This window comes from Arthrobacter sp. TJ-217 (assembly GCF_058269255.1).
Window position 1 is genome coordinate 507,384 of the sequence record NZ_JBZCNJ010000001.1, and the last position, 15,021, is coordinate 522,404.

The following is a 15,021-nucleotide window of genomic DNA, read 5'->3' on the forward strand; positions in this document are numbered from 1 at the left end:
TCTCCGCCCTACCCTAGGAAGCATGGATAACCGAGCCGAGGTCCGCGACTTCCTCATGTCGCGCCGTGCCAAAGTCACACCCGAGGCAAGCGGCCTGCTGCCCGGGCCAAACCGGCGCGTGCCGGGGCTCAGGCGCACGGAAGTTGCACTCCTCGCGGGTGTGAGCGTCGAGTACTACTCGAAGCTGGAACGCGGGGCGATCGCCGGCGCATCGTCGTCGGTGCTCGACGCGGTCTCCCGCGCGCTGCAACTCGACGAAACCGAACGGGCGCACCTTCTCGACTTGGCGCGCGCCGCTGACGGGGTACCCGCCGCTGGCCGGCCACGACGCCGCACAACGAAACAGCCGCCGGCCCGTCCCAGCCTTCAATGGGCTCTCGACGCGGTCACCGAGGGCATCGCGTTCGTCCGCAACCAGCACCAGGATCTGCTCGCGACGAACCTCTTGGGCCGCGCCTTCTACTCTCCCCTGATCGGCGAGGGAGGACCGGCTCCGAACCTGGCCCGGTTCCAGTTCCTCGACCCCGCATCCCGGGCCTTCTACCCCGACTGGGACGCCTTCGCTGCGATGTGTGTGGCCATTATGCGTGCCGAGGCCGGCCGTGACCCCCACGACCGCGCGATGCAGGACCTCGTTGGGGAACTTTCCACACGCAGCGAGACCTTCCGCACCCTCTGGGGAGCCCACGACGTCAGGACACACGGCACCGGAACCAAACGGTTCCGCCATCCGATCGTCGGTGAACTCAGTCTCGCCTACGAGGAACTTGTGTTGACGGCCGAGCCCGGCCTGGTCTTCATGATCTACACCGCCGAACCGGGGTCGCGCTCGGCCGAGGGGCTGAGGCTGCTCGCGTCCTGGGCCGCCGAGCGGCAGCCGTCGGTCCCCGAGCGCTGATCCGGATCCTCCACCGGGAGCTGGGCCAGTGCGAGCTGACCCGGCGTCAGCCCGAGTTCCTAGGCCATCGTCCGAACGGAGCGAACCGGTCGTTTTTTCGTCGTGACGTTCTCCTCCGGGAGACGGGGTGCGTTCCGTTGATGAACAGCTGTAAGAGGCCCTGCAGCGTGGTCTACGCGGGTACGACCCGGCCGCCGTTCAGGCGTATCACCTGGTCTGCCGCTTCAAGGGCGGCTCCGTCGTGGGACACGCACACGACCGTCGTTCCGCGCCGCTTTTCGCTGCGCAGGATGCGGGCGACCCGTTCCTGCGCTTCCGCATCCAGCCCCGTGGTGGGCTCGTCCAGAAGGATCAGGCCCGCTCTTTGAGCCAGGCCCTGGCCGAGGAACGCGCGCTGCCGCTGCCCGCCGGAGAGGGTCCGGAGCGCTCGATGCTCGTAGCCGGCAAGGCCGACCAGCCCGATGCACTCGTCGATGATCCGCCGGTCGTCCACGCGCAGCGGCCGCCACAGTCCCGCGGGTGCCCAACGGCCCAACGTGACGACGTCCCGCACCGTAAGGGGCACCCTGTCGGGCACTTCACTACGCTGCACCACAAGGGCGGTGCGGCGCCGCGGTGAAAGCAGGACCCTTCCGTGCCGCGGGCGCAGTAGCCCGGCAAGGACACCCAGCAGGGTCGACTTACCCGAACCGTTCGGGCCGGCCACAACGGTGATCGTGCCGCTCCCGATCCTCGCGGACACACCGCGCAGGACATCCACTCCGCCGTGGTCGAACCACACGTCATCAAGCACAAGATCCGCCGAGGGATGTTGCGGCCGGCAGGCAAATCCGGAGGGAAAAGGGAAGCGCATTCCGTCACCGTACCATGTTGCGAATGATTCTCATTTTCGTTTAGGGTCGGTGATCGTGACCCTCCTTACCGAACCCTTTGCCGTTGATTTCATGGGCCGTGCCCTTGCTGGCGGAATCCTGTGCGCGGTGATCTGCGCGGTGGTGGGGACCTGGGTCGTGATCCGGGGAATGGCCTTCCTCGGTGAAGCGATGGCCCACGGAATGCTGCCCGGGGTGGCCGCGGCAACCCTGGCCGGCATCCCGGTGGCCATCGGGGCGGCCGGCAGCGCTGTGGTGATGAGCGTCGGTGTCAGCCTGCTCGCCCGCCGCGGCCGGCTGTCCCACGACACCAGCATTGGACTCCTCTTCGTCGGAATGCTCGCCGGCGGGGTGATCCTCATCTCCCATTCGCGCAGCTTCGCCACCGATGCCACTGCCATCCTCTTCGGGGATATCCTGGCCATCAACGGCACCGAGCTCGTGATGCTCGGCGGCGCACTGGGTGTGACAGTGCTCACCGCGGTCCTCTTCCACCGCTCCTTCGTTGCGCTCGTCTTCGACCCGCGCGTCGCTCAGGTCATGGGTCTCCGGCCCCGCCTCGCGCAGGTGCTGCTGGTGGGGTTGGTGACCCTGGCGGTTGTTGCCTCCTACCAGGCGGTCGGCGCGCTGCTCGTCATCGGGCTCCTGCTTGCCCCTGCCGTCGCCGCGTCCGCCTGGACGCACCGGATCCCGACCACGATGGTGCTCGCAGCACTGGTGGGCGGCGTCTCGGTCCTGTGCGGGCTGCTCATCTCCTGGTACTACGGCACCGCCGCCGGTGCCTCGATCGCCCTCACGGCGGTCACCTCGGCGGCGCTCTCCAACATCGCCCACGCCCTGGCACAACCGCTGCGGCGTCGTCCGGTTGTCGAAGACGCAGCTTCCCCCTCCTGCCACGCTACCCAGGAAGTCATCCGTGCGACCGCATAACAAGCTCATCATCCCCGCATCCCTGCTGGCCCTTGCCTTACACGGCTGTTCAGCCCCGGACGCGCCCCGTGCGGCACCCGCTACACCGGCGGAATCATCCGCCAACGAGGGGCACGGCACCCTGGTTGGGGCGAGCGAGGAAGCGGAGCCCCAGCTTCACCTCCTGACGGTCAACCCGGCCGGCTCCGTCGACATGCTCGAACTGGCCACCGAATCGTGGAAGGCCGCCGGGTCCGTGCGGGACGTCAGCTCGATCGCTACCGACGGCAGGTATGTCTTCGCCTCCTCCGCCGATAAAGGCACAGTGACCGTTGTCGACAGTGGGGTGTGGACCTGGGACCACGAGGATCACTTCCACTACTACAGCTCGGAGCCGCGGACGCTGGGAACAGTCCCTGGTGAAGGGGAAGCGGTCGTGTCACCCGGATCCTCCGGCACGGGAGTCTATTTCCCGGCTACCGGACGAGGAGTGGTGCTGGACAACGAGGGTCTTGCCGACGGTGAAGTGCGTCAACGAACCGAGCTGGCCGGTGAACCGCACGAGGGCATGCTTGTGCCGCTCGCAAAATTCGCCCTGGCGACGGTACCCGGACCCGGCGGCACGACTGCCGGGGTCCGGGCCTACGACGTGGACGGTTCCCCGCTGGACGGCTCAGAGGCCGAATGTGCTGATGCGCGCGGCACCATCACGACGCCGGTAGGCGCGGTGATCGGCTGTGCCGACGGCGCCCTCCTTGCCACCGCCGGCGAGGCCTCGGTCACCTTCGAGCGTATTCCGTATCCCGCCGGGACCACCGCCGCAAGAGCCACCGATTTCCGGGCACGGGAAGGCCGGCCAACAGTCGCCGCCGTCGCAGGAACCGAAGGGGCATGGCTCCTCGATACGCGCGAACGCACCTGGCAGTTGCTTCAAACGGACGTACCGCTGCTGCAGGTCTCGGCGGTGGATGACAGGGACGGACATGTGGTGGCCCTGTCCGCCGACGGGCGGGTCCTCGTGCTGTCCGCCGAAACCGGGGCCACACTCTCCGCGACCGGGCCGCTCCTGCCCGAAACCCTCTCCGCTTCCGAGCTGCCCGCAGGGGTCGAGCTGATCGTCGACCAACACCGCGCCTACCTCAATGCGCCGGCCGAACGGCAACTGCACGAGATCGATTTCGCCGACAAGGCACGCCTCGCCCGCTCCTTCGAGGTGACCTCCAATCCCCGGTTCCTCGCCGAGACGGGACGGTAGACGATGCTCCGCCGCCTGCTTCCACCCCTGCTCGCAGCCACCACCATGCTGGCCGCAACCGGCTGCTCCCCATCGGGTCCCGACCGGCCACTCATCGTTGTCACAACGAACATCCTTGGTGACGTTGTCGAAAACGTGGTGGGTGACAACGTGGAGGTCCACACGCTGATGCAGCTCAACGCCGACCCCCACTCCTTCGAGATCTCCGCTCAGGAAGGAGCGATGCTGCGCGGCGCCGACCTCATTGTCGCGAACGGCCTCGGGTTGGAAGAAGGCCTGCAGAAACACATCGGCAGCGCGTCGGCGGCCGGGGTGCCCGTGCTGGCGGCCGGCGACGTCATCGATGCCCTCGACTTCAACGAAGGCGGCGCAGCATCCGCCGACCCCCACTTCTGGACCGACCCGACGCTCGTGATCGAAGTGGTCGATGAGATTGAACAGCGCGTTACGGCGCTCGAGGGCGTCGACAGCGCCTCGATCCGCCCGGCCGCCCGGGCCTACCGGGCCGAATTGAGCGCGCTCGACGAGTACATGGCGACCTCCTTCGCGGCCGTCCCGGCGCAGCGGCGGAACCTCGTGACGAACCACCATGTCTTCGGGTACCTGGCGCACCGGTATGACTTCCGGATCATCGGCGCGGTCATCCCGGGAGGCACCACGCTCGCCTCACCGAGCGCATCCGACCTCAGGGAACTGATTTCCGCCATCGAGGAAGCAAAGGTGGGCACGATCTTCGCTGAGTCGTCCCAGCCCGACCGGCTCGTCCAGGTCCTCGCGGACGGCGCGGACATCGACGTGGCCGTCGTTGAACTGTTCACCGAATCCTTGACGGGCCCCGGAGAGGGCGCCGACTCCTACCTCACCATGATGCGCACCAACGCGGAGCGCATCTCCACCGGTCTCTCACGCTGAGCGGCCCGACCCGAAGGAAACCATGAAGACCGACCAATCGCGCCACACCCGTTCGCGGCGTATTGTTCTGGCCGCGGCCGTCACCTCCTCCGCCCTGCTGATCTCCGCCTGCGGATCCACGGCCGGTCAGGAGACGGGCGCAGCAGATTCGGCCAATACGTCGCCGGCAGCTGCCTCCTCGCCGGCGCCCCGTCTCGCGCTCACATACGACGGCGGGATCGCCATCCTCGACGGAGCCTTCCTTGCGTTTCGGGGCAGCCTGCCGGTCGAAGGGTTCACCCGGCTCAACCCGGCAGGGGACGGCCGTCATGCCCTGGTCACGACATCGAAAGGCTTCCAGGTGCTCGACACCGGCACCTGGACGGACGGCTCCGGATCACACCAGGGCGAACCCGCACTGACCGATCTCGTGTTCAACGCCGACAAGGCGGGCCACGTGGTGCAACACGGCGACAAGACCGTCTTGTTCGCGGACGGCACCGGTGAAACCACCATCTTCACCACCAACGACCTGCTCAACGCCGGGGACACCCTGCCCGAGACGGAGATCGTCCCAGCCGAAGAAGCCCACCACGGGGTATCGATTGTGCTCGAAGACGGCACGCTGCTCACCACGGTGGGCGATTCGGAAAGCCGTTCCGGAATCCGGGTGCTCGACGCCGACCGTACCGAAGTCGCCCGCAACGACGAGTGTCCATCCATCCACGGCGAAGGCACTGCGGCCAACGAGGTCACCGTCTTCGGGTGCAGCAACGGCGTGCTCGTCCACGACTCCGGCAAGATCACGAAAATCGCGGCCCCCGACGAATACGGACGCATGGGCAACGCCTACGTCACCGGCACCAGTCCGATCGCCGTCGGGGACTACAACTCCGACCCCGACGCCGAAGGCTACCTCCTGACCGAGCTCGCCCTCATCGACACGGCAGCGAAGACAATGAACGTCATCGAACTGCCCGACGGCGTCGGATACACGTGGCGCGACGTCGCACGCGGCCCCAGGGGCGAAATCCTCGTCCTGGGCACGGACGGCTCCCTCCACACCCTCGATGAGGAGTCCGGTGAAATCACCGCTTCCCTGCCGGTCATCGACGCGTGGGAGGGTCCAACCGAATGGCAGGATCCCCACCCCGCGCTGACCGTGCTCGATCGGACGGCCTATGTGACCGAGCCCGCGTCCAAGAGGGTCCACGCCGTCGACCTCTCAACTGGAACCATCACCTCTTCGACGGAGCTCCCCGGCGTTCCCATCGAGATCACCGTGGTCGAAGGCTGACTGCCGGCCCACCGTTAGCGCCACCATGGGCGGCGCTAACGGTGGGTCCGAAAAGGGACCCGGCGGCAGCAGCGGAGGTCATTCCTTGACGACCAGGACCGTCCTTCCGGGCCTGCCAAGGTGCGGACCCTCGTCGTAGGCCCGGCGTCCCTCGGCCAGCGGGTAGACCGTTGCCACGGTGGAGCGCAGTTCGCCCGAGTCGAGCAGGCCCGCGATGGTCTCCAGCTGCCTGCCATCCGGGGTGATGATGAAGAACTTCGCCTCGATCTTGCGCCCCTTGGTCACGGATTCGTCGACGGGCCCGCCCAGCGTGATCAGCCGAGCCCCGTCGCCGGGGCTGCGGCAGATGTCGGGCGCGGCAGCACCCGCTCCGGGCGGCCTAAGGGGCGACGGGGTATGCGCTGCTGATCGCGATGCGGTTGTAGCTGTTGATGACCATCGTCACCCACGTCACAGCTGACACCTGGCCCGGAGTCAGATGGGCGACGGCGGACTCGTACAGGCCCGTATTGCGGTGGGAGTCCTCAATCAGCGTGATGTACTCGGTCAATGCCAGGGCTGAGCGCTCCTGCTCGTCGAAGTAACCGCTCTCCCGCCAGGCCGGCAGCACGCTCAGCCGCTCATGGCTCTCGCCCTTCGCCAGGGCGTCCATCGTGTGGATTCGCAGGCAGAACGCGCATCCGTTGATCTGGGAAGCACGGAGCCTGACCAGCTCGAGCAGCAGCGGGGACAGGCCCTCCGCGAGCGCGGTCTTATCCGCCAGCTTCGCCACAGTCGCCAGTGCCCCGTAAAGCTCCGGGTGCGTCGCTCCGACATTCGTCCGCGTGGTGTTGTCCTTCATGGTCATTGTGGTCGTTCCTTCGATCCTTGGGTGTTCCAGCGTTTGTTCCTGCGCTGGTTCCACCATCGCCCCAAAGCACCTGATTGGACGACGGAATGGGACGAAATGGCACCGATCGTTCCACCGCGGTCACCACGCGGTGATCCCCGACGGGCCCGGGGGCCTCCCGCTCCGGGGTCGGGCGCCGCAAATCCGGGCCCGGCCCACGCCCGTTGAGGAATCGGAAACTCTTGACACCTGCCGGAGAGCGAGGACGATCAGACAAACAGGGACCTGAGGAGTAATACCTGACCCGGAGGACGAGATGACAGCGAGCGATGCGGCACCGAGTGATCCTGTTCGGCTCCACGTGGTTGCCTACCCGTCACTGGAGCAGGATCCCGCTTCATGCATTCCGGGGGATCCCGCTTCCGGGATGCCGGTCGAGCCCGGCACCATTGCATCGCTCTTCAGGGCGGACGAGGGCGACCGGCCGCGGTACGACGATCCGGCCGTGCTGCGCGCCGGTGGATCAGGGCAGACCTACGCCGGCGTCGCCGAACCGGGTCCGCCCCTCGAACCGCCAGGCGCGTTCGACCACGGCCATGCAACCGCCGACGGCGAATAGGGCGGGAACGGTCAACGCGACGCAGCATCATCGCCACGGCGGCCCGTCACGTCTTCGCAGGGCCGCTGTGCAGACGTTCCAGTCTGCGGTCAGCCACTCAAGGACATTTAGCAACTCCATTCAATTTCCCTGAGCAACGCCTGCGGGTCCGGCGCGGACCTGGTGCCATCCCCAGCCAAGTTGTGTACGCTTGTACATATGAACGATGTGAAAGCGGCCTACTTCGAAGGTGACGAGCGGTCGATGCGTGAGCGGATGCTGGCCGGGGACCTGTACATAGCCGATGATGAGGAACTGGCCGAGGCGAGCACGCGTGCAATCGAGCTCGCATCCCGGTACGGAACGTTGTGGCCCACGGACCGCAGCGCGGCGGCCACCGTCCTGGAGGAGCTGCTGGGAAGCCTCGGCGAGGACACCGAGATCAGGGCGCCCTTGTTCGTCGATTACGGCTCCCACCTGCACATCGGGGCGCGCACCTTCATCAACTACAACCTCACCGCATTGGATGTTGCGGTCATCACCATGGGAAATGACGTCCAGATCGGCCCGAACGTTCAGTTGTTGACTCCGACCCATCCCGTGGAGCCCGCCCCCCGGAAGAACAAGCTGGAGGCCGCCCGGCCCATTACTATCGGTGACAATGTCTGGATCGGCGGCGGCGCAATCGTCCTCCCTGGTGTCACCGTCGGCGAGAACTCGGTCATCGGAGCTGGGTCTGTCGTGACAAAAAACGTTCCCGCCAATGCTGTTGCAGTCGGGAACCCTGCCCGGGTCATCCGCACCCTATGACCGCCGGGCGAGGCTCCCCACGGCCGCGGCGGCACGACCCCGATCGCCGCGAGCGCCTGATTGACGTGGCGCTTGAGGTGATCTCCGAACACGGGGTTGCAGGCACGACCCACCGCAAAGTCGCCGCCGCGGCCGATGTCCCACTGGGATCGATGACCTACCACTTCACCGGGATAGATGAGCTGTTCACAGCGGCATTTACGAAGCTTGCCAACATGACCGCTGACGGGTTCGAAGAGGCCCTGGGATCAGCGGACGGGCCGGAAACGGCCCGCGAAGCCGTCGTCCACCTGATCACCGGCGAACTGCTCGGTTCACGGCGCAATGTGCTGCTGACCTATGAGTTGTACTCCCTCGCCGCACGCAATCCGGCGCTGCGCGAGGTCACGGACGCGTGGATGGCACGCAGCCGGGAGGCCCTGGCCCATCATTTCGATGCTCCGACCACCGTCATGCTCGACGCGCTCATTGAGGGTCTGGTCATCCACCGCACCCTCGCCCTCAATCCCATGTCCGATGCGATCGTCCGCGACGCCGTAACGAGAATAGTGACCCCTTCATGACGCGCCAGCTTGAGACCACCGCACAGGCCGCCCACGGCGGGCCCCCCGTCCAGCTTTCCCGTGCCCGGGTAGCGGTTGCCGTCCTGTTCTTCACCAACGGTGCGGTCTTCGCGAACCTCGTGCCCCGGTATCCCCAGATCAAAACGGACCTTGAGTTGAGCAACACCGCGTTCGGGCTGGCAGTCGCCGCGTACCCGTTGGGCGCGCTGTTGATGGGCATTGCGGCCGGTGTACTGATCCGGCGGTTCCGCTCCTCCAGGCTGGCCGTTGTGGCAACCCTGCTGACCGCACTGGGCCTCTTCCTGGCCGGCGTCGCACCGACGGGCGTCCTCCTGGCCGCTCTGCTGTTCCTTGCCGGAGGAATGGATTCCATCACGGACGTCGCGCAGAACTCGCATGGCCTGCGCGTCCAGAAACTCTATAAGCGCTCGATCATCAACTCCCTCCACGCGGTGTGGTGTGTGGGAGCCGTCCTGGGCGGAGCAACCGGTGCTGCAGCAGCGGGACTCAACATCCCGGTCGGTATTCACCTTGCCGCAACCGGGGTTGTATTCACTGCCATTGCCCTTGGTTGCTACAGGTACTTTCTCCCCGGCCCGGAACCCACGGAAACCACGCAGACCCCGGGGGAAACCACCGGAGACAACAAAGCCGATTCGGTGGTGTCACCCGGCACCGGACGCCGGGTCAGACACGGGGCTCTCGCCGCCCTGGTTTTGATCGCAGCGTCAGCCGCCCTGGTGGAGGACGCGGGCAGTTCCTGGTCGGCGGTGTACCTCGCCGGGTCCCATGGGGCGACAGCCTTCCTTGCCGGAGTTGGGTTCATCGCACTGCAGGGCATGCAGTTCGTTGGGCGGATCTTCGGGGACCGGATGGTCGACCGGTTCGGCGAAAGGACCGTGGCTCAGGCCGGCGGGGCACTGGTATTCCTTGGCATGGGCACCGCCCTTGCACTGCCGAGCCTTCCAGGCACCATTATCGGCTTCGGCTGCGCCGGTCTCGGCGTTGCCACGCTCATCCCCGCCGCGATGCACGCCGCAGACAATCTGCCCGGGCTCAAACCGGGAAGCGGTCTCACGATCGTCAGTTGGCTGCTGCGCCTCGGCTTCCTGATCTCGGCTCCCCTGATCGGAGCGATAGCGGACCTCTCGAACGTCCGCTATGGCCTGATCGTCGTCCCGGCCGCCGGCCTCCTGGTTCTCGCATTCTCCCCCGTGTTGAATCAGCGCAGACTTCCCGGCCCGCCCCCATTGCGCACAGTTCCTGACGTCTAGGTCGGGGCCCGTGCCTGGCTGAACGCCCGGCGTCGGCCCTGAGACCCATACCGACGGCCGTTCCCTCCGAATAGATGCCATGAACCCTCCCTCCGGTTCGCGACGCGGCGAACTCCTCCTTGCAGCACTTGCCGGCATCCTGGCGGCGGGGCTGGTTCTGGGTGCGGCGGAGCTCGTCGGCGCATTTTTCACGGCGCGGGCCACGCCCGTCATCGCCCTTGGTTCCACCTTCATCGATTTCACGCCGCCGTGGCTCAAGGATTTCGCCATCGCCACGTTCGGCACAAACGACAAGGCGGCCCTGTTCGTCGGCATGGGAGTCACGATCGCGGGTCTTGCCGCCGCTCTGGGAGTGGTGGCCTACCGGCGGTGGACCTACGGTGCCGCCGGAGTTGTACTGATGGGCACGGTCATTGTGGCAAGCGTCCTCACCCGCGCCGGCGCCTCGGTCCTCGACGCGGTGCCGTCCGTTGTGGGCACCGCGGCGGGACTCATCGCCCTCCGGCTGCTGACGATCAGGCTCCACCGCGCCTTCCCTGCCCACCCGGCACAGGCCTCCCGGAGCGCGGTCACTCCGGTACATGCCCGCCGGTCCGGCGCCGGACCTGACCCCGCGGTCCCGATCGCTGGAGAACCGGCCGGCAGCACCCCCGTCGCGCCGGCAAGCCGACGGTCCTTCATTACGGCGGCCGGCATCACGGCCGTCGTCGCAGCTGTTGCTGCCGGCGGCGGGCGGGCCCTTGGGGGCATCCGCAATACCGTTGACGCCGCGCGGCGGAACCTTTCGCTTCCCGCCCCTGCGAGCACGGCACCGGCGCTGCCGGCCGGGCTGCAGGCCCCCGTCGACGGCGTGACTCCTTGGCTCACGCCCAACAGCGACTTCTACCGGATCGACACTGCCCTGAGCGTGCCGCAACTGGACGTTGAGCAGTGGGAGCTTCGCGTTCACGGAATGGTGGAGGAGGAGTTGACGGTGACGTTCGCGGACCTCCTTGCCGCCGACCTTGTCGAGCGGCACATCACGCTGACCTGCGTGTCGAACCCCGTGGGCGGAAATCTGGTGGGCAACGCCAAGTGGCTTGGGTATCCGGTGCGGGAACTGTTGAATCGGGCCCGGCCGCTGAAGGGGGCCGACATGGTGCTCTCGACCAGTTCCGACGGCTTCAGCGCATCAACGCCCCTGCCGGTGCTCCAGGACGGACGCGACGCGCTGCTCGCCGTGGCCATGAACGGGGAGCCTCTCCCCCTCGAACACGGGTACCCGGTGCGCATGGTCGTGCCCGGACTCTACGGATACGTCTCGGCGACGAAGTGGGTCGTGGATCTCGAAGTGACACGCTTCGCCGACCAGACGGCGTACTGGACGGACCGCGGCTGGTCCGAGAAGGGGCCGATCAAGACAATGGCGCGGGTCGAGGTGCCGCGGTCCTTTGGACAGGTCGCCTCCGGAACGGTGATGATCGGCGGCACGGCCTGGGCGCAGACCCGTGGCATCACCCGCGTTGAAGTCTCACTTGATGAAGGGGCCTGGGAGGAAGTGACGCTCGCCGCGGAGGCGTCGGTGGATACCTGGCGCCAGTGGCACCACGAGATTTCAGTTGACGCCGGGCTGCACACCATCCGGGTGAGGGCGACCGACGCGGAAAACGGTGTCCAGACCAAGGAGCGTGCCGAGACTGTGCCCAACGGCGCTTCGGGCTGGCAGTCGGTGCAGTTCACGGCGCAGTGAAACAGTCTCACCGTGCCCCGGACCGACCCGGGTCATAGGCAATACTGGTTTCATGCCTTCAACCTTCACCTCCACCGACGCCGTGGATCTGGCCGTGCTCGAGCGGAACGGATTCATCGAGTCCCGGCACATCGGTTCCGCGGTGGTGCTTGCCGCCGACGGGTCCGTGGTCACGGCCCTGGGCGACATCGATGCCCCCATCTTCGCGCGGTCCACGCTCAAGCCGTTCCAGGCGCTTGCCACGATGAAGGCAGGCGTGCCGCTGCGCGGTCCGCAGGTGGCGCTGGCCGCCGCAAGCCATGTCGGCAGCAGCGAACACACCGCGGTGGTGAAGACGATGCTCAACGCCGCCGGGGTCACCGAGGACGATCTCCAGTGCCCCGAGGACTGGCCCCAGGACGAGGAAGCGCGCACCCGGCTGGTCGTCTCGGGCAGCGGGAAGCAGCGCATCGCGTTCAACTGCTCCGGCAAGCATGCGGGATTCCTCTGGGCATGCACCGAGAACAACTGGGACCACGGAACCTACCTCGACCCCGGCCACCCGCTGCAGCAGAGCATCGCCGAGGTCATCGAGGAGTACACCGGAGAGACCCCGGCGCACTGGGGAGTCGACGGATGCGGCGCCCCGCTTGCCGCAGTGTCCCTGACCGGCCTGGCACGGGGCATCGGCCGGATCGCCAAGGCACCCTCCGACAAGAACGCCGACGCCCGGGCAGCGACGGTCGCCACCGCGATGCTCGACTACCCCTGGGCCGTCCACGGGCGCGGCTTCGACAACTCGGTGGTGATGGAGGAGCTGAACATCATCGCCAAAAGCGGTGCGGAGGGGGTGCTGGTCCTGGGTGCCCCGACGGGCGCCTCGCTCGCATTGAAGATCCTTGACGGGAACCTGCGCGCGGCAACGCTCGTGGGACTCACCCTTTTTGCGGCCGCGGGTGCGCTGGATGCGGCGAAGGTCGGTGAAGTCCTCGAGCGGGTGGTTCCTCCGGTGCTGGGCGGCGGCCGCCCGGTTGGAAGGCTCCGCCTCGCGGCACCTGTGACCGCGCTGCTCGACTAGGAAACAAGCACTGCCCATCGACGCCCGGCGGGGCTGAAGCTCCCGCCGGATTGGACCCGCAGGGTGAGAACCTCGGCCGTGAAAGGACCAGGCATGGCAAGGCGGCGCATCAGCACTGCAGACGGTACTGCCGCCCTGCATGCGGTGTCCAGCGGCAGCACCGGCAGGACGCAGAAGGCCACCGCCGTGCGCTTCTGCCTCGAAGAACTGGCCGAACGCGCGCCCGGGAACAGCGTCGAAGTGCGGGTGCCTCCCTTCGGCGTCACCCAGTGCGTTGAAGGCCCGCGGCACACGCGCGGCACCCCGCCCAACGTGGTGGAGACCGACGCCGAAACCTGGCTCCAGCTCGCGACCGGCGCCCTCGCCTGGACGGAGGCCGTCGCTGCGGGCAGGGTCGCGGCTTCGGGCCAGCGGGCCGACCTCAGCATGTGGCTGCCGCTCTTCTCCGCCCGGCCCCAAGCGCAGGCCGGGCCTTCACTCGGCGGCGCGTGAGCATGCGCCGCACCCGGACACTGGCAGGAGCCAGGCCGCTGATGCGGTCGGTGCGGAACGCGGTGCGCCGCCGGCCCCTGACCGCCGTCGCCGTTGCGGCGGCGGTCACGGCCGTGTACCTGGTCTTCTCGGCCGCCCAATGGAACCGCCTCGAATCGCCGTCGTGGGACCTTGGCATCTTCACGCAGCTCGCCAAGGCCTATGCCGGCTTCGACGCCCCGATCGTTCCCATCAAGGGCCAGAACTTCAACCTGCTCGGTGATCACTTCCACCCCCTGCTGGTGCTGCTGGGCCCGGTCTACTTCCTCTTTCCGTCGGCCTTTACACTCTTGGTTGTCCAGGACCTGCTGTTCGGCGTGTCGGTCTTCGTTGTCGCACGCACCGCCGCCCGCCATCTGGGCCGGGCCGCGGCGGTCTGGGTGGGCCTGGCCTACGGGCTGTCGTGGGGACTGCAGTCGGCGGTCTTCGCCCAGTTCCATGAGATTGCCTTCGCCGTTCCACTGCTCGCGCTGAGCCTCGAAGCGGTAATCGACCGCCGTCTGCCTGCGGCCGTCGGCTGGGCCGCGATGCTGGTCTTCGTCAAGGAGGACCTGGGCCTGACAGTCATGGCGCTCGGCCTCGTCATCGCCCTGCGGTTCCGCCACGCCGCAGGCCTGTGGCTCGCAGCGTGGGGCGCCGCGTGGCTGATCCTCTCGGTGGCTGTCATCCTGCCCGCCCTCAACACCGGAGGCACCTACGATTACGCCGGCCGGATCGACGTGGCCGGGATGCTCGCCGACCCCTGGCAGGCCGCGGTGACCCTCGTCTCCGGCGCCGAAAAACAGGAAACGGTGTTCCTGCTCCTTCTCTCCGGCGGCTTCCTGTTCCTGCGCTCCCCGCTGGCGCTTGTGCTGCTTCCGACCATGCTCTGGCGCTTCGCGTCGAAGGAGGAGTGGTACTGGGGGCCCGACTGGCATTACAGCGCCGTGCTGATGCCCGTGCTCTTCCTCGCCCTCGTCGATGCCGCCGCAGCCACACGGCGCAGCCGCCGCGCCTGGCTGCGCACCGTGGCGGCCGCCGTCGTGCCGGCGACGGCGGTCGTGGCTGTTGCCCTGCTTCCCAGCCAGGAGTTCGCCTCCCTTGTGCGCCCTGAAACCTACCAGCGCTCGCCGCGCTGGGAGGCGGCCAACCGTGTCATTGAGTCGGTGCCGGAGGGTGCCTCGGTCGAAACCGGCGTTGGGCTGATGGCCTACCTCGCCCCGCGCGCCGAGGTGTACTGGATCGGTTCCGAGAACCCAGCGCCCGATTACCTCGTGGTTGACGCCGAGGACTGGAGCTGGGGCCCGTCCCGTCCCGCCGACGCCGTGCAGCATGCGGAGCAGGTCTATCCGGGCACCTCGTACGCGCTCGTGTTCGCGGATCAGGGCTACCAGTTGGTGCACAGAACCGGCTGACGTCCGGTCCGGCGAATCCGGCGTCGGCGCTCGTGCCCCTGCACCGCAGGGGGGCAGAGGTCTTAAGCCTCTAACCCGGGGGAACCGCCTTGCGGACAATGTCGCTGGAGCCCG

At 67.5% G+C, this 15,021-nt stretch carries 16 protein-coding genes; 13 read left to right on the forward strand and 3 right to left on the reverse strand.

What is annotated here, in order from left to right:
• Positions 1–22: 22 nt before the first annotated feature.
• On the forward strand, positions 23–898 hold the full coding sequence (locus AC4D2R_RS02555) for a helix-turn-helix domain-containing protein (protein WP_490937171.1): 876 nt from the start codon (positions 23–25) through the stop codon (positions 896–898).
• Positions 899–1,070: 172 nt separating this feature from the next.
• Here the strand turns inward: AC4D2R_RS02555 and aztA are convergent, their stop codons facing one another.
• Positions 1,071–1,751 (reverse strand): zinc ABC transporter ATP-binding protein AztA, encoded by a 681-nt coding sequence (gene aztA, locus AC4D2R_RS02560; protein ID WP_490937173.1) that lies wholly within the window; start codon positions 1,749–1,751, stop codon positions 1,071–1,073.
• Positions 1,752–1,806: 55 nt separating this feature from the next.
• On the opposite strand from aztA, the gene aztB reads away from it, so the two are divergent.
• Genes aztB through aztD form a run of 4 tightly spaced genes read left to right on the forward strand, consistent with a single transcriptional unit; the run spans position 1,807 to position 6,122 of the window.
• Positions 1,807–2,700: a zinc ABC transporter permease AztB gene (aztB, locus tag AC4D2R_RS02565; RefSeq protein ID WP_490937175.1), complete on the forward strand. Its 894-nt coding sequence runs from the start codon at positions 1,807–1,809 to the stop codon at positions 2,698–2,700.
• Positions 2,687–3,934 carry an ABC transporter gene (locus AC4D2R_RS02570; protein WP_490937177.1) on the forward strand — a complete coding sequence of 416 codons (1,248 nt, stop codon included), beginning with the start codon at positions 2,687–2,689 and terminating at the stop codon, positions 3,932–3,934. The genes aztB and AC4D2R_RS02570 overlap by 14 nt, the downstream gene beginning before the upstream one ends.
• 3 nt (positions 3,935–3,937) lie before the next feature.
• Positions 3,938–4,846 (forward strand): zinc ABC transporter substrate-binding protein AztC, encoded by a 909-nt coding sequence (aztC, locus tag AC4D2R_RS02575; protein WP_490937179.1) that lies wholly within the window; start codon positions 3,938–3,940, stop codon positions 4,844–4,846.
• A gap of 22 nt (positions 4,847–4,868) precedes the next feature.
• Positions 4,869–6,122 (forward strand): zinc metallochaperone AztD, encoded by a 1,254-nt coding sequence (aztD, locus tag AC4D2R_RS02580; RefSeq protein WP_490937181.1) that lies wholly within the window; start codon positions 4,869–4,871, stop codon positions 6,120–6,122.
• A gap of 78 nt (positions 6,123–6,200) precedes the next feature.
• On the opposite strand, the gene AC4D2R_RS02585 is transcribed toward aztD, so the two are convergent.
• Together AC4D2R_RS02585 and AC4D2R_RS02590 are read right to left on the reverse strand one after the other, a co-directional pair.
• Complete coding sequence (locus tag AC4D2R_RS02585) at positions 6,201–6,470, reverse strand: zinc-binding dehydrogenase (RefSeq protein WP_490937358.1); 270 nt, start codon at positions 6,468–6,470, stop codon at positions 6,201–6,203.
• 31 nt (positions 6,471–6,501) lie between these two features.
• Positions 6,502–6,969 carry a carboxymuconolactone decarboxylase family protein gene (locus AC4D2R_RS02590; RefSeq protein WP_490937182.1) on the reverse strand — a complete coding sequence of 156 codons (468 nt, stop codon included), beginning with the start codon at positions 6,967–6,969 and terminating at the stop codon, positions 6,502–6,504.
• A 298-nt stretch (positions 6,970–7,267) separates the two neighbouring features.
• Here AC4D2R_RS02590 and AC4D2R_RS02595 point away from each other — a divergent pair, with 298 nt between their 5' ends.
• From AC4D2R_RS02595 to AC4D2R_RS02630, 8 genes are all read left to right on the forward strand, one after another.
• Positions 7,268–7,570, forward strand: coding sequence for a hypothetical protein (locus tag AC4D2R_RS02595; RefSeq protein WP_490937183.1), 303 nt, complete (start codon positions 7,268–7,270; stop codon positions 7,568–7,570).
• A gap of 198 nt (positions 7,571–7,768) precedes the next feature.
• On the forward strand, positions 7,769–8,359 hold the full coding sequence (locus tag AC4D2R_RS02600) for a sugar O-acetyltransferase (protein ID WP_490937185.1): 591 nt from the start codon (positions 7,769–7,771) through the stop codon (positions 8,357–8,359).
• Positions 8,356–8,922, forward strand: a complete 567-nt coding sequence (locus tag AC4D2R_RS02605; RefSeq protein WP_490937187.1) for a TetR/AcrR family transcriptional regulator — start codon at positions 8,356–8,358, stop codon at positions 8,920–8,922. The genes AC4D2R_RS02600 and AC4D2R_RS02605 overlap by 4 nt, the downstream gene beginning before the upstream one ends.
• Entirely contained in the window at positions 8,919–10,196 is a 1,278-nt protein-coding gene (locus AC4D2R_RS02610) for an MFS transporter (RefSeq protein ID WP_490937189.1), read from the forward strand. The genes AC4D2R_RS02605 and AC4D2R_RS02610 overlap by 4 nt, the downstream gene beginning before the upstream one ends.
• A 79-nt stretch (positions 10,197–10,275) precedes the next feature.
• Positions 10,276–11,925: a molybdopterin-dependent oxidoreductase gene (locus tag AC4D2R_RS02615; protein ID WP_490937191.1), complete on the forward strand. Its 1,650-nt coding sequence runs from the start codon at positions 10,276–10,278 to the stop codon at positions 11,923–11,925.
• A gap of 52 nt (positions 11,926–11,977) precedes the next feature.
• A complete protein-coding gene (locus AC4D2R_RS02620; protein ID WP_490900690.1) occupies positions 11,978–12,982 on the forward strand; it encodes an asparaginase in 1,005 nt (334 codons plus the stop codon).
• A 93-nt stretch (positions 12,983–13,075) separates the two neighbouring features.
• Entirely contained in the window at positions 13,076–13,474 is a 399-nt protein-coding gene (locus AC4D2R_RS02625) for a sterol carrier family protein (protein ID WP_490937193.1), read from the forward strand.
• Between the two features lie 2 nt (positions 13,475–13,476).
• Positions 13,477–14,907: a DUF2079 domain-containing protein gene (locus AC4D2R_RS02630; protein ID WP_490937360.1), complete on the forward strand. Its 1,431-nt coding sequence runs from the start codon at positions 13,477–13,479 to the stop codon at positions 14,905–14,907.
• Positions 14,908–15,021 lie beyond the last annotated feature (114 nt).